Below are 14,165 nucleotides of genomic sequence, written 5' to 3' on the forward strand. Positions count from 1 at the left end.
AACAACAAGCCCTCAAAAACGATCACGCTTTGGCGCGGGGTGGAGCAGCCCGGTAGCTCGTCAGGCTCATAACCTGAAGGTCACAGGTTCAAATCCTGTCCCCGCAACCAAATCCATCACCACCACAAAGCCCGTCCCGTAACCGCGGGGCGGGCTTCGTGCTGTTCAGGGGGCTAGATCGAGGATGCGCCGCGCGTCCGATGGCGTCGCGATCCTGCGTCCGTGCCGCCGCACCGCGTCTGCCGCTAGGGCGACGAGTTCGGCATTGCTCCCGGCAAGGCGGTCCCGGGTGATCCGGATATTGTCCTCGAGGCCGGTGCGCACCGCGCAGGCGCCGCGTGCCAGGGCCCAATCCATCACCTCGGCCTGATGGCGCCCGATGCCGGCCGCCGTCCAGGTGGCTTTCGGCAGGATGCGTCGCGCCTCGCCGAGCAGCAGGTCCAAGAGATGCGGATCCGCCGGCATCGCGTTCTTCACCCCCATGACGAACTGCACGTGCGGTCGCGCGTCGATCAGGCCGGCTTCCACGAGGCGTCGGGCGCCGTGAAGATGGGACAGGTCGAAGATCTCGATTTCGGGACGCACCCCGTAGCGCTGCATCTGCCCGGCGAGGTCGGCGACCAAGGTGGCGTGGTTCTCGTAGACGATCGTCGGAAAATTCACCGAGCCCGTGGAGAGCGAGGCCATGTCGGGGCGGTGCTGCAGGGAGAGGCCACGACTCGCCGGATCGCGCCCGCGCCCGCCCGTGGAGAATTGCACGATCATGCCCGGGCAGGCCTGGCGCAGTCCGTCCTGCACCGCCGCGAAGCGGCCGGGGTCCGAGGACGGCGTCTCGTCGTCGTTGCGCACGTGGATATGGGCGAGGGTGGCTCCGGCCTCGTAGGCTTCCCGCGTCGAGGCGATCTGCTCGGCCACCGTCACCGGCAAGGCGGGATTGTCGGCCTTTCGCGGCACCGAGCCAGTGATCGCGACGGCGATGACGACGGGCTCGCTCATCGGGCTTCTCCCTGTACAGAGACGAAGCGTCTCTGCGCCTTCGCGTCAGGCATGACCCGCAACGGGGAGCGCCGCAAGAGGCCGCGGTCGATCATGGAATGGGGTTCGCTCACCACCCCCGCGAGACCCGCATCGCTCTCCCCCTCGCCTCTTTGCGCCGGTCGGCGCTGCGCCTAAGGATGGGTGCCATGAGCGACACGATCCTGATTCTGAACGGCCCGAACCTCAACCTGCTCGGGCTGCGCGAGCCGCACATTTACGGGCACGAGACGCTCGCGGATGTGGAGGCGCGCTGCCGGAGCCTCGCCACGAGCCTCGGCCTCGAGATCGCCTTCCACCAGAGCAACGCCGAGCACCAACTCATCGACTGGATCCACGCCTACCGGATCGATGCGGCCGGGATCGTCATCAATCCGGGGGCCTTCACCCACACCTCGATCGCGATCCTCGATGCGCTGAACGCCTGCGAGGTCCCCATCGTCGAGTGTCACATCTCGAACGTGCATCGCCGCGAAGACTTTCGGCATCATTCCTACGTGTCGCTGGCGGCCACCGCCGTCATGGCCGGCTTCGGCATCCACGGCTACGAGCTCGCGGTCCGGCACATCGCCTACCTGCGCGGCGCCCGCTAGACTCCCTGCCGGGGCGCGCGGCTCGGCAACGAAGCTTCGCGCCCGTCAGCCCTCCTCGCGGCGTTGCCGGCGCAAGGTCTCCCAATGGCTGAGGCGGTCGCCGTAGCGTTGCTCCATGCCTCGGTCGGTGGGTTCGTAGAAATGCTGCCGGCCGAGTTTTTCCGGCCAGTAATCCTGGCCCGAGAAGGCGTCGGGCTCGTCATGGTCGTAGCGATAGCCCTCGCCGTAGCCGATCTTGCGCATCAGCTTGGTCGAGCCGTTGAGGATGGTGCGGGGCGGGGGTAGCGAGCCGTGCTCCTTGGCGACCCGGGTCGCGGCCTTGTAGGCATTGTAGACCGCATTCGATTTCGGCGCGCAGGCGAGATAGACCGTGACCTGGGCCAGAGCCAGCTCGCCCTCCGGCGAGCCGAGGAAATCGGAGGCATCCTTGGCCGCCGTGGCGACGACCAGGGCCTGCGGATCGGCGAGCCCGATATCCTCCACCGCCATGCGCACGAGGCGGCGGGCGATGAACAGGCGGTCCTCGCCCCCGTCGAGCATCCGGCAGAGGTAGTAGAGCGCCGCATCGGGGTCGGAGCCGCGCACGGTCTTGTGCAGGGCGCTGATCAGGTTGTAGTGCCCCTCCTGCGACTTGTCGTAGATCGGCGCCCGGCGCTGGATGATCGCCTGCAATTGCTCCGCGTCGAAGATTTCGTCGCGCTTGGCCGAGCGCCAGACCTCCTCGGCCAGGGTCAGTGCCGCGCGGCCGTCCCCGTCGGCCATGCGCACCAGCACGCCCCGCGCCTCTTCGTCCAGCGGCAGCGGCTGGCCGGTGAGCGCCTCGGCCCGCACCATGAGCTTGGCGATGGCCGCCTCGTCCAGCGCCCGGAACAGCAGCACGCGGGCCCGCGAGAGGAGCGCGGCGTTGAGCTCGAAGGACGGGTTCTCGGTGGTGGCACCCACGAGCGTCACCGTGCCGTCCTCCATCACGGGCAGGAAGGCGTCGAGTTGCGCCCGGTTGAAGCGGTGGATCTCGTCGACGAAGAGCAGGGTGCCCCGGCCCATGGCCCGGCGCCCACGTGCCGCGTCGAAGACCTTTCGCAGTTCGGCGATGCCGGAGAAGATCGCCGAGATCTGCTCGAAATGCAGGTCGGTCTCGTGGGCTAGCAGGCGCGCCACGGTGGTCTTGCCGGTGCCGGGCGGGCCCCAGAACACCAGGGAGCCGAAGGACCGGGCGTTGAGGAGGCGGGTGAGTGCCCCGTCGGGGCCGGTCAGGTGCTCCTGGCCCACCACCTCGGCGAGGGTCTTGGGGCGCAGGGCGTCGGCGAGGGGGCGGGGGGCGGCGTTCGACAGGCCGGCCGAGGCGAAGAGATCGGACATCGGCGCATCAAAGACGCGTGCGGGCAGCGACCGCAACCGCGAAAATCATCGTCTCCCCTGCCCGCCTCATGCTTTGCATGAACGACATGAACCGGAAGGACCGGACCACCTCATCGAAGGGCGCGCGAGGACCCATCCGAACCCTGGTGCTCAGCCTCCGAACACCGAGGTCAGCACCTCGCCGCCTCGGTTGATCGAGACTTCCCACATGTTGAGGCTGTTGCGGGTGATGCGCTCCAGGTCCTTGGTGGTGGCGACCGGCATGCCGTTGATGGCCACGATCATGTCGCCTTTCCGCAGGCCAGCCCGGGCTGCGATCGAGCCCTCGTCCACGGAGGACACCGCCACGCCCTCGGCGGGGAAATCGGCCTGGATCTCCTCGGCCACGGCCGGCGAGGTGTTGACCAGGGTCGCGCCGAGGAAGGGCGAACGGGTCCGCACCTTCAGGGTGTCGCGCGGGCGCGTCTCGGGCGCGGGGCCGAGTTTGACCGCGACATTCGAGCGGCCACTGCCGCGCAGGATCCCGAACTGGGTCTGGCCGGTGAGGCCCTTGAGGGCGAAACGGTAGCCGAAGGCCTCCGGGTCGTCGACGGCCTTGCCGTCCACGGTGAGGATGAGGTCGCCGCGCTTCAGGCCCGCCTCCTCCGCCGGGCTCTTCGGTTGCAGGCTCGCCACGAGGACGCCGGTGGGATGGTCGAGGCCCATGCTCTCGGCGATGTCGGGGGTGACGCTCTGCACGCGAGCGCCGAGCCAGGGCCGGCGCACGGCGGTGGCCCCGCCCTTGGCGGTCTCCACCACGGCGCGCACCATGCTCGCCGGAATGGCGAACCCGATGCCGTGGCTGCCACCGGATTGCGAGTAGATCGCAGTGTTGATCCCGACGAGCTGGCCCCGAAGGTCCACGAGCGCGCCGCCGGAATTGCCCGGATTGATCGCCGCGTCGGTCTGGATGAAGAACTGGTAGTCGGAGGAGCCGACCTGCGTGCGCGCGAGCGCCGAGACGATCCCCTGCGTCACGGTCTGGCCAACGCCGAAGGGGTTGCCGATCGCCATCACGAAATCGCCGACCTCGAGGGACTCGGAATCGCCGAAGGCCATCGGGGTCAGCCCGCCGGCCGGGTTCTTGATCTTGATCACCGCGAGGTCGGTGCGGGGATCGCGCAGCACGATGGTGGCCTCGAACTCACGCCGGTCGGCGAGGGAGATCCGCACCTCGTTCATGTTCTCGATGACGTGGTTGTTGGTGATGACGAGACCCGACTCGTCCACGATCACGCCGGAGCCCAGGGATTTCTGCGCCCGCTCCCCCGGTGCGCCGCCGGGCCCGCGCCCGCCACCGTTCTCGCCGAAGAACCGGCGCATGAACTCGTCCATGGCGCTGCGGCTCTGGCCGCGCGTCTCCACGTGGGAGGCATAGACGTTCACCACGGACGGCGCGGCCCGCTTGACCACGGGGGCGAAGGAGAGCTGCACCTGCCCCTTCGATTGCGGCGCCGCCTTGTCGGGGGCGGCATCCGGCGTCTTCATCATCTGCGCCGAGGCGGGTGCGACGGCGAGGGTCGCGGTCAGCAGCGGAACGAGCAGACGGAACGAGCGCGGCATCGAAGACTCCCGGAACAGGGCGCGGCAGCCCCGCTCCCGGGTCGGGGATGGGGCCGCGGCGGATGCCGGGATATCTAGACGCACCGGCGCATCGGCGCGAGGGGCCATGATGCGCGCGATCTCGCGGCGCGTGGTTTCGTGATCCCTCGCCGCCCTTACGACCGGCCGATCACCGAGGTGAACCGGCTGGCGCGCCTGGCCAGGGCCGCAAAGCAGCTCAACGAGGCATCCGCCGCGCGCTGCATCTCGTCCACCTGGATCCGGAGTGCGTCGGCCGGTGTCTTCGCGCCGGAGAGCGCCTGCCAATGGGCCAGCGCCGCCGTGCTTTCGCTCCGCAGATAGCTGAGCACCGTGGCGTTGGCCTCGCCGAGTTCTCCCATCACCTCCGCGAGGCGGGGCGCCTTCGCGAGATCCATCACCTTGAGGTTCGGGACCTTGCCAAGATCGGGACCGAGATCGGGCAAAGCGGCTGGTGGGGTCGGCAACATGGCGTGCACCTCGGCCAGCGGAAGGCTCGCCGCGATGGTCTCCGGGACGGCTTCGGCGACGCTCTCGATCGTGGCGCCGACGGCCTCGACGGTTTCGGTCGCGAGCGGGACCGGCTCGGCCGCCTCCTCCGGTACGACCGTGAGGTCGTCGGCGAGGGGTGCCGCATCCGCCTCGGGTTCCGTCGCCTCGGGTTCCTCCGCCGCGTCGGGTTCGGCAAGGGCGGTTTGGTGCGAGGCGTCCCCGACGCTGGCCGCCGCGATGGCGTCCGCCGACACGCCTTCCAGCAGCGCCTCGTGGAGGTTCGGCTCGGACCGTTCGATGGAGGCCGGCGCGAGAGCCTCGGCGCCCGGATGGGGCTTCGTGCCGTGGTCCTCGCTGTGCGTGTTGTCCGCGTTCATCGGTTCACCCTTCTCAGCGCCCGTGATCTCGGACGGGGCTGCGGCCCGGCCCTGAGCCTTGGGTGGCATCCTGCGCCGTCTCGCCATGGCTATGGTCTCCCTGTTGTTTCGGATCGTTGAGTCCTAACCCGAAACGAGGCCCTCTGGGTCCTGAGCCCGAATCGCCGATGGCCTCGGCCCCGACGTCTAGCCGGCCGAGGTCTCCGGGACAGCGCCGGAAACCCGAGCCGTCCGCGATCCGCTCAGGCGGAGGGGCGCAGGGTGTTCTGGGCGAGCGCGCCGAGATCCTTGGCCTGGGCCTGCAGGTTGGCGATCTGGCTGCGCAGGAACTCGCTCTGGAGCTCGATGGCCTCGCGCAGGTCGCGGCTGCGGACGAGCTTCTGGGCGAAGTCGAAGGTCGCCGCCGCGTTCTCCTGAACTTGGTCGAGGCCCTTGGCGACGACATTCTGCATGGAGTCCTGAACCGATTTCGAGGAGGTCTGCACCTGCTCGGCGGTCTTGAGGGCCGTGCCGATGAGGGTGCCGACGGCGGTGCGGGCCTGGTCGACGCTCTTCTCGGCGAAAGCGCGCATCTCGGCGGGGATCTCGAAGGTCTGGCCGTTCATCTCGGGTCTCTCCAAGGTGGGTCGCGCGGGTCGAGCGATTCGATGCGCTGCCGCTTTTATGTTGCGCTGCAACATAAGCGTCAAGGGGAGATCCCGACAGGGTGCAGGATCGTGCCGACGGTCGGCCTGACCGTCATGCCGCCGACGGGATCGTGTCTTGGCTCCGGCGAGGTCCACGCTGCGTGAGAATGCCCTCGTAGACGCGGATGAGCGCCTCGGCATGGGCGGAGAGCGACATCGGGGCTGCCCAGTATCGGGCATGGGCCGCTGCACCGAGGCGCGCTGCCGCGCCGGAATCGGCCAGCGTCGCGAAGGCGCGGGTCAGTGCGGCCAGATCGGGGGAAACGGAAAAACCGTTCACCCCGTCGACCACCTTCTCGGAGGCGCCCGAGCGGTTCGAGGCCACCACGGGAAGGCCATGGGCCAGGGATTCGTAGACGGTCAGCGGGCCCGTCTCGTACCAGCGGGAAGGCGCGGCGAGGGCGCGCGCACGATGGCGCAGGATGCGCCAGACCGCGTCGGGGGCCTGCCAGCCTAAGAGTTCGACGCCGGGGCGACCCCGGAGCGACGCCTCCAGGGGCCCGGACCCGATGAACAGGGCGGGCAGGCCGGCCGCCTGTGCCGCTTCGGCCACGAGGTCGGCCCCCTTCTCCCGGGTGAGGCGCCCGACATACGCGATGGCGTCGCCCCGCGCCGGCTCGGCCGGCGGGCCGTGCTCCACCCGCACCGGATTGTCGACCCGGTGGTGGGCGAGCGACAAATCCGGCATGAGTCCGGGGATGCGGGAGAGGCTCGCGTCGCAGACATGGATCACGTCGAGGTGGTGTCGCCCGAGCGCCCTGCGCAGGGCGACGGAGCGCCCGACCCGCACGAGCTTGTGCAGCCGGCTCCGGCCGTCGCAGGGCGCGGCGATGCAGGCGGCCGAGAGCGGCCTCAGGGCGCACGGCTCGGCTCGGTCGAAGCGGTAATAGACGCCGTTCGGGCAGGCGAGGAAGTAATCGTGCAGCGTCGCCACCACGGGCAGACCGCGCGCGAACAGGGCCGGGAAGACGCTCGGCGACAGGCTGCGCGTCCATTGATGGAGATGGACGAGGTCGGGCCGCACGGGCAGCGCGTCGAGGGCTGCGCCGAGGCGTCGGGCGGCCTGCGCATCCCAGAGGCCGTCGAGGGCGGCCCGGTGGGCGGGGCGGTGCCAGATATCGGTGTTGCCGAGGCTGATCCGGCGGATTCGCGGATGGTCGAGGAGCGGGTCGGCCGGCCCGTCGATGGCCTGGAGGTAGGTGACGTCGATGCCGGCCTCGGCCAGACCGCGTGCCGATTCCACGGCGACCTTCTCGGCGCCCCCGCTCGCCACCGCGAACTCGGCCAACACGGCGATGTGCATGGGATGTCCGAAGATGTCAGGGCGACCCGGTCGGCGGGCCGCCTCGAACTCCGGATTTACCGGAGATCAACGCACGTTCGGTAAAGATCGAAATTCATCTCGCCGTCGGCCGGGACCGTCCACCATGCACGTCGTCCTCGTCGTCGACCACGCCTTCGTCAATGGCGGACAGGCCAAGGTGGCGCTCGATGCCGGCCTCGGCCTGCGCCAGCGCGGACACCGCGTCACGGTGTTCGCCGCCGTGGGCCCCGCCGACCCGCGCCTGGAGGCGGCGGGCATCCGCGTGGTGTGCCTTGGCCAGGACGACATCGCCACCACGACGAACAAGTTCGCCTTTGCCGCGCAGGCGATCTGGAACCGCACCGCCGCGCGCCGCCTGGCGGCCGAACTCAGCGGCCTCGACCCGCGCGACACGGTGGTCCATGTCCATGCCTTCGCCAAGGCGCTGTCACCGTCGATCGGACGAAGTCTCGCGGCCTCCGGGCTGCCGCTCCTCTATACCATGCACGAGTTCTTCCTCGTCTGCCCGAATGGCGGGTTCTACGAGTATCCCTCGGCCCGGATCTGCCACCGCGTGCCGATGTCGATGTCCTGCCTGACCACGAACTGCGATGCCCGCAGCTATCCGCGCAAGCTCCTGCGGGTGGTGCGCCATGCCGCCCTCGAACACGTCGCGGGCATGAAAAACCTCTTCCCGCACATCGTCACCATCAGCGCCCTGCAGGAGCGGGTGATCGCCCCGCACCTGCCCGCCGCGACCCGCTTCCACCGGGTCGACAACCCGATCGCCGTGGCCAAGGCCCCGCCCCGCTCCGGCCCGCCGGGCGAATTCCTGTTCGTCGGTCGCATCTCCACCGAGAAGGGCGCGCCGATCTTCGCCGAGGCAGCGCGCCGAGCTGGTGTGCGCCCGGTCTTCGTCGGTGACGGGCCGGCCCGGGCCGAACTCGAAGCGCGCTATCCCGAGGCGGTGATGCTCGGCTGGCGCGACGAGGCGGGCGTCCAGGCGTTGATGCGCGAGGCCCGCGCCCTGGTGTTCCCGAGCGTCTGGTACGAGGGCCAGCCCCTCACGGTCTACGAAGCCCTGGCCTGCGGCGCGCCGGTCATCGTCAGCGATGCCTGCGCGGGCCGCGAGGCGGTGGAGGATGGCGAGACCGGGTACTGGTTCCGCTCCGGGGACGCCGATGCGCTCGGCGCCCACCTCACCCGCCTGACGGACGACGACCTCGCCGGCCGGATGGGCCGGGCCGCCTACGAGCGCTACTGGGCGGCGCCGCTCACCATCGGAGTGCATCTCGATCGGATCGCCGCGCTCTACGACGTCGTCCTGCGCGACGCGGTCGGCGCGGGCATACGCAAGGGCCGTATGGGCGCCCGATACACGGTCCCGGCCGCGCCCTGATCCCGAGGCTGCCCGGTGTCCGGGACAGCGGGCCCCAATCCGCCGGCCCCGGCATTCCGCGATGCTGCAGGAAACAGGTTCGCCACACCGGCGTTGAACCGGCTCACGTGCCGATCCAGGCGCTTGCCGCAATGCTCAAGGAGTGCCCGATGGCCGACCAGCAGAAGAGCCCCGAGACCGACATCATTTCGACGACGGGCAAGCCGGCGCCCGAGGGCTCCGACAAGAACCGCCCGGAAGCCCAGCCGGGCAAACCCGACCGGCGCCTCGACGAAGCGCTGGAAGAGACCTTTCCGTCGAGCGACCCGATCTCGGTTCAGGTGACGAAGTAGGCCGTAGGTCCAGTGGGCGCGTGCAAAAGGCCGGGGCGGTCGCCGCCCCGGCCTTTTGCGTCGATGGGTCCCGTATTGCCGCGCCCGATCCCCGCGCCCTCCCTCAGGACGCGGGCATCGGCATTCGAAGCGCCTCAGGCGGCTTCGAGCAGGCGGCGGGCGATGACCTGAGCCTGGATCTCGGCGGCACCCTCGAAGATCGAGAGGATGCGGGCGTCGCAGAGCACGCGGCTGACCGCGTATTCCAGCGCGAAGCCGTTGCCGCCGTGGATCTGCAGGGCGTTGTCGGCCGCCGCCCAGGCCACGCGGGCGCCGAGCAGCTTGGCCATGCCGGCCTCGAGATCGCAGCGCTTGCCCTCGTCCTTCTCGCGGGCGGAGAAGTAGGTGAGCTGGCGGGCGATGTTGATCTCCACAGCCATCATGGCGATCTTGTCGGCTACGCGCGGGAAGGCGATCAGCGGCTTGCCGAACTGCACCCGGTCCTCGGCGTAGCGCAGGCCGAGATCGAGGGCGTTCTGGGCCACGCCGATGGCGCGGGCCGCCGTCTGGATGCGGGCGGATTCGAACGTCTGCATGAGCTGGGCGAAGCCCTTGCCCTCGACTTCGCCGAGCAGGTTGGCCGCCGGCACCGCGAAGTTGTCGAAGGCGAGCTCGTATTCCTTCATGCCGCGATAGCCGAGCACGTGGATCTCGCCACCGGACAGGCCCTCGACCGGGAACGGGTCGGCGTCGGTGCCCCGTGGCTTCTCCGCGATGAGGAGCGACAGGCCCTTGTGACCCTTCTCCTCGGGCTTGGTGCGCACCAGACAGGTCATGATGTCGGCGCGCACGGGGTGCGTGATCCAGGTCTTGTTGCCCGAAATCCGCCAGGTGTCCCCGTCCTTGACCGCCTTGGTGCGCAGGGACGCCAGATCCGAGCCGGTGTTCGGCTCCGTGAACACGGCGGTGGGGAGGGTGTCGCCGGAGGCGATGCCGGGCAGGAAGCGGTGCTTCTGCTCCTCGGTGCCGCCGCACAGGATCAACTCGGCGGCGATCTCCGAGCGGGTGCCGAGCGAGCCGACGCCGATATAGGCGCGCGACAACTCCTCCGAGACCACGCACATGGAGATCTTCGGCAGGCCCATGCCGCCGTATTCCTCGGGGATCGTCAGGCCGAAGACGCCGAGCTCGGCCATCTTGGTGACGATCTCCATCGGGATGTAGGCGTTCTCGCTGTGCCAGGCGTGGGCGTGCGGCACGACTTCGGCGAGGCCGAAGCGGCGCATCTCGGAGCGGATCGCCTCCATGTCCTCGTCGAGGCCGGACTTGCCGATGGTGGCCGAGCCGCCGTTGTCGCGGATGCGGGCGACCAGCGCCGCGCGGTGCTCGGGCGTGTTGCCCTCGGCGATCAGGGTCTCGACGGCGGGCGTCCGGAACTTGGCGACCTCACGCGGGGCGAGGCCCAGCGAGCCCGTCGGGCGCACCATCTCGCCCTGGCTCATGGGGATGCCGGAGAACATCTGGTCGAGGTACTCGCCGAGGCCGATCGTCACGAGCAGGCTCTCGGTTTCGCCGAACTCACCCGTGTCCGTCAGGCGCTGCGCGTAGGCGCCGAGCTCTCGCACGCCCTCGGCATAGGTGGCGATCCAGGCGAGGCCGTGGGTGGCGTGCTGCTGCAGCTCCATCTTCTCGGCGGAGATCTTGCCCTCGTCCGACAGGATGGTGGTGCGCACCCGGCGGGTCGCCTCGGCCACGAGGCCCTTGGCGGCCTCGGCCGCCTCGCGGGCCAGGGTCAGGAGATCCTGCGGTTCGGTCGTGACGACGGGAGAGGCTGACATGGCGATCTCGCTGTGAAGGAATGAGGCTTTGCCGGTCATTATAGGCAGGTTTGGCCACACTGTAGAGGCGTCTCGCCGCAGCGCGGCACTATCCCGCTTGAATGCATTATTCGCGAGCGCGAAAAACCCTGTCTTTTCTTCGCCGACGACGGGTCGATGAATTTTATTGAGCTTCGGTCGAAAGAAAAAATCATCCCCGGCTGGCGATGGCGACCCCCAGCGTGGCCAGCGCCATGCCGGCCATCTGCACCGGTGACAGGGCTTCCCCGAACAGGCCGTAGGCCATGACGGCCGAGACGGGCGGCACGAGGAAGAGCAGGGCGGCGACGCCCGCCACCGCCCCGCGCCGGATCAGCGCCAGGAGCAGCAGGATCCCCGCCACGGAGTTGATCAGGATCGACCAGGCGAGTCCGAGCCAGAGCGGGGCCGAGCCATCGAAATGGCCGCTGCCGAACAGGAACGCCGCCGGCACGGCGAGGCAGGCGGCCCCGACGAACTGGATGGCGGCGTTGCTGAGGAGATCCGCTCCCCCGCCCCGTCTCTTCTGCCAGAGCGTCCCGCCGGTCATCGCCACCATGGCGGCGAGGCACGCCGCGAGAGCCGGGACTGGGATGCCGGCGGAATCCGTGGCCCCCACCTTCGGCGCCAGCACGAGGAGCGCCCCGGAAAACCCGGCGGCGATGCCGAGCCAGCGGCGCCGGCTCACCCGCTCGCCCAGCACCGGGCCTGCCAGCATCCCGGTCAGCAGCGGCTGCAGGCTGCCGACCAGGGCCGCGATGCCGGCGGGCAGGCCATGCTGGACCGACCAGAACACACCGATGACGTAGACGCCCTGCATCAGGACCCCCGCCAGCCCGGCATGGAGCCAGCCGGCCCGGTCGCGCGGCCAGCGTGCCCCGAGGAGCCGGGCGAGGCCGCCGAGGACGAGCGCGACGCCCACCACGCGGATGGCCACGAAGGTGAAAGCCTCGGCATGGGGCGCCACGAAGCGCGCCGCGACGAAGCCCGTCGCCCAGATCAGGACGAAGAGGCCGGGAATGAGGGCCGGTGCGAGCGGGAGCATGACGGAGCGCAGGCACCACGCCGCCCCGCGGAATTCAAGCCACTTCGGGGCGGGCGTGCATGCGGCCCGTTGCGCGAACGGCCCCCGTTGCGTTTAGAAGACAGCCCGCCACGTCATCAGCCCGCCACGTCATTTGAGGACACGCCCCCGCCCCGTGAGCCGCATCCGCAAGCCCTTCGAGATCGCGAGCGTCGCCGCGCAGCGCTTCGTCGCCCATGACGGCTGGGCCATCGCCAGCCACATCGCTCTCTCGACCCTCACCGCCCTGTTCCCCTTCCTCATCCTGCTGGCGGCCCTCGCCGGCCTGTTCGGGACGAAGTCGCTGGCCGACGAGGCGGGCGTCCTCATCTTCGATGCCTGGCCGCGCGAGGTCGCCAAGCCCATCGTCGCCGAGATGCACCGGGTGCTCACCGAGCAGCGTGGCGGCGTGCTCACCGTGGGCGCCGTGCTGGCCCTGTACTTCTCGTCCTCCGGCGTCGAGAGCCTGCGGGTGGGGCTGAACCGGGCCTATGGCCTGCGCGAGGCGCGGCCCTGGTGGCTGACGCGCCTCGAGTCCATCGCCTACGTCGTCTGCGGCGCCTTCGCGATGCTGGCCTTCGCGCTCCTCGTGGTGCTCGGGCCCCTGATCTGGCGCAAGGTCATCAACGTGGCCCCGGGGCTGGAGCCCCTGAGCCTCACGGTGGCGATCGGCCGGATCAGCATCACGGCCTTCCTGCTGCTCGCCGTCCTCGTCATCGCCCACAAGTTCGTCGCCACGGGGCGCCGCTCGGTGATCGCCGTGGTCCCGGGCATCGCCGTGACGCTTCTGCTCTGGTTCCTCGCGGGCCTCGGCTTCGGCTACTATCTCGACCGGTTCTCGAACGCCTACGCCTCCACCTACGGGGGCTTGGCCACCGCCATGGTGTTCCTCGTCTTCCTCTACTGGCTCGCGGCGATGTTCCTGTTCGGCGGCGAGATCAATGGCACCGTCATTGCAGCGCGCCGGGTGCGGCTCCAGGCGCGGATGCAGGAGAAGCAGGCTCGGGCCCGGGGGCTCTGAGCCGGCTGCTTCATCCGCGCGCGGTGCGTGCAATGACATCCACCTGTGACCTTTGCGGCCTAGTCTCCCCGAACGGGCGCGGGCAGTGAGGCGCGGGCGGTGGAGCGGCGGCCCGGGGGAGCTTCGATGCGGATCAGGTTCGGTTGCGAGATGGGCTACGAGTTCCCACAACCGACCCCGCTGATCGCCCGCCTCAACTCCTATCCGCTGAAGGGACTGGCGGCGGTGCCGCCCGACGTGCTCACCCTCGACCCGCCCCTGCCGGTGCGGACGTTTCGCGATGTCTTCGGCAATCGGACCGTGCGCTTCGTGGCGCCCGCCGGACCGTTGACGCTCAGCGTCCATGCGGAGGTCGACGACGACGGCTCCCTCGACCCCACCCTGCCCAAGGCCGAGGAGCATCGCATCGAAGACCTGCCGGAGGAGGCGCTGCCCTTCCTCGTGGCGAGCCGCTACTGCGAGTCCGACCTCCTCTCGGGCGAGGCCTGGGACCTGTTCGGCCACCTGGAGCCCGGCTGGTCGCGGGTCCAGGCGGTCTGCGACTTCGTCCACGGACACATCAGCTTCGGATACGGCTACGCCCACGTGGACCGCACCGCCGCCGACGCCTTCGCGAGCCGGCGCGGCGTCTGCCGCGACTACGCGCACCTGTTCGTGGCCTTCTGCCGGGCGCTCAACATCCCGACCCGCTACTGCACCGGCTATCTCAGCTTCATCGGCGAGCCCGAGCCGCACGCGCCCGGCGATTTCGCGGCCTGGACGGAGGTCTATCTCGGCGACGCCTGGCACGTGTTCGACCCGCGCAACAACGCGCCCCGCCGGGGCCGCATCCTCGTGGCACGCGGCAGGGACGCGGCCGACGTGCCCCTGACCCACACCTTCGGTTCGAACCGCCTGACCAAGTTCCGGGTCTGGGCCGAGGACGCGGCGACGCCCTTCGTTGTGGACTGATTTTCTGGGATGTTCTTCGTGCCTTTTCAGGCGCTTCCGGAAACAGCTTCATCCACCTTGGCAGTTCTCAGTTAAACGGAACCGTGTCACGGCGGACGA

13 protein-coding genes and 1 tRNA gene are annotated in these 14,165 nt (G+C 69.7%); 6 read left to right on the plus strand and 8 right to left on the minus strand.

Going from position 1 to position 14,165, the window contains the following annotated elements; translation table 11 throughout:
- Positions 1-33: 33 nt before the first annotated feature.
- Positions 34-110 (plus strand) — tRNA-Met (locus JWQ05_RS05270).
- Positions 111-165: 55 nt separating this feature from the next.
- Here JWQ05_RS05270 and JWQ05_RS05275 read toward each other — a convergent pair.
- Positions 166-996, minus strand: a complete 831-nt coding sequence (locus JWQ05_RS05275) for a 3-keto-5-aminohexanoate cleavage protein (protein ID WP_299655597.1) — start codon at positions 994-996, stop codon at positions 166-168.
- A 188-nt stretch (positions 997-1,184) separates the two neighbouring features.
- On the opposite strand from JWQ05_RS05275, the gene aroQ reads away from it, so the two are divergent.
- Positions 1,185-1,628 carry a type II 3-dehydroquinate dehydratase gene (gene aroQ, locus JWQ05_RS05280; protein ID WP_299655600.1) on the plus strand — a complete coding sequence of 148 codons (444 nt, stop codon included), beginning with the start codon at positions 1,185-1,187 and terminating at the stop codon, positions 1,626-1,628.
- A gap of 45 nt (positions 1,629-1,673) precedes the next feature.
- On the opposite strand, the gene JWQ05_RS05285 is transcribed toward aroQ, so the two are convergent.
- The 5 genes from JWQ05_RS05285 to JWQ05_RS05305 form a co-directional block, all read right to left on the minus strand.
- A complete protein-coding gene (locus JWQ05_RS05285; RefSeq protein ID WP_299655603.1) occupies positions 1,674-2,987 on the minus strand; it encodes a replication-associated recombination protein A in 1,314 nt (437 codons plus the stop codon).
- A gap of 150 nt (positions 2,988-3,137) precedes the next feature.
- Complete coding sequence (locus JWQ05_RS05290; protein WP_299655606.1) at positions 3,138-4,589, minus strand: Do family serine endopeptidase; 1,452 nt, start codon at positions 4,587-4,589, stop codon at positions 3,138-3,140.
- Between the two features lie 155 nt (positions 4,590-4,744).
- Positions 4,745-5,476, minus strand: coding sequence for a phasin family protein (locus JWQ05_RS05295; RefSeq protein WP_299655609.1), 732 nt, complete (start codon positions 5,474-5,476; stop codon positions 4,745-4,747).
- 242 nt (positions 5,477-5,718) lie between these two features.
- Positions 5,719-6,081 carry a phasin gene (locus tag JWQ05_RS05300; RefSeq protein ID WP_299655611.1) on the minus strand — a complete coding sequence of 121 codons (363 nt, stop codon included), beginning with the start codon at positions 6,079-6,081 and terminating at the stop codon, positions 5,719-5,721.
- 133 nt (positions 6,082-6,214) lie between these two features.
- Positions 6,215-7,465 carry a glycosyltransferase gene (locus JWQ05_RS05305; RefSeq protein WP_299655614.1) on the minus strand — a complete coding sequence of 417 codons (1,251 nt, stop codon included), beginning with the start codon at positions 7,463-7,465 and terminating at the stop codon, positions 6,215-6,217.
- A gap of 124 nt (positions 7,466-7,589) precedes the next feature.
- Between JWQ05_RS05305 and JWQ05_RS05310 the strand changes: the two genes are divergently transcribed.
- Positions 7,590-8,864, plus strand: coding sequence for a glycosyltransferase family 4 protein (locus tag JWQ05_RS05310; RefSeq protein WP_299655617.1), 1,275 nt, complete (start codon positions 7,590-7,592; stop codon positions 8,862-8,864).
- A 149-nt stretch (positions 8,865-9,013) separates the two neighbouring features.
- A complete protein-coding gene (locus JWQ05_RS05315; protein WP_299655620.1) occupies positions 9,014-9,196 on the plus strand; it encodes a hypothetical protein in 183 nt (60 codons plus the stop codon).
- A 134-nt stretch (positions 9,197-9,330) separates the two neighbouring features.
- Here the strand turns inward: JWQ05_RS05315 and JWQ05_RS05320 are convergent, their stop codons facing one another.
- Positions 9,331-11,013 (minus strand): acyl-CoA dehydrogenase family protein, encoded by a 1,683-nt coding sequence (locus tag JWQ05_RS05320; protein WP_299655623.1) that lies wholly within the window; start codon positions 11,011-11,013, stop codon positions 9,331-9,333.
- Positions 11,014-11,203: 190 nt separating this feature from the next.
- Positions 11,204-12,076: a DMT family transporter gene (locus JWQ05_RS05325; RefSeq protein WP_299655625.1), complete on the minus strand. Its 873-nt coding sequence runs from the start codon at positions 12,074-12,076 to the stop codon at positions 11,204-11,206.
- Positions 12,077-12,230: 154 nt separating this feature from the next.
- On the opposite strand from JWQ05_RS05325, the gene JWQ05_RS05330 reads away from it, so the two are divergent.
- Both JWQ05_RS05330 and JWQ05_RS05335 read left to right on the plus strand, forming a co-directional pair.
- The gene (locus JWQ05_RS05330; protein ID WP_299655627.1) at positions 12,231-13,115 is read left to right on the plus strand and encodes a YihY/virulence factor BrkB family protein; all 885 of its coding nucleotides are present in this window, start codon (positions 12,231-12,233) and stop codon (positions 13,113-13,115) included.
- Positions 13,116-13,241: 126 nt separating this feature from the next.
- On the plus strand, positions 13,242-14,066 hold the full coding sequence (locus JWQ05_RS05335; protein ID WP_299655629.1) for a transglutaminase family protein: 825 nt from the start codon (positions 13,242-13,244) through the stop codon (positions 14,064-14,066).
- Positions 14,067-14,165 lie beyond the last annotated feature (99 nt).

It is taken from the genome of Methylobacterium sp. (assembly GCF_028290105.1).
In the GTDB taxonomy this organism is placed as follows: domain Bacteria; phylum Pseudomonadota; class Alphaproteobacteria; order Rhizobiales; family Beijerinckiaceae; genus Methylobacterium.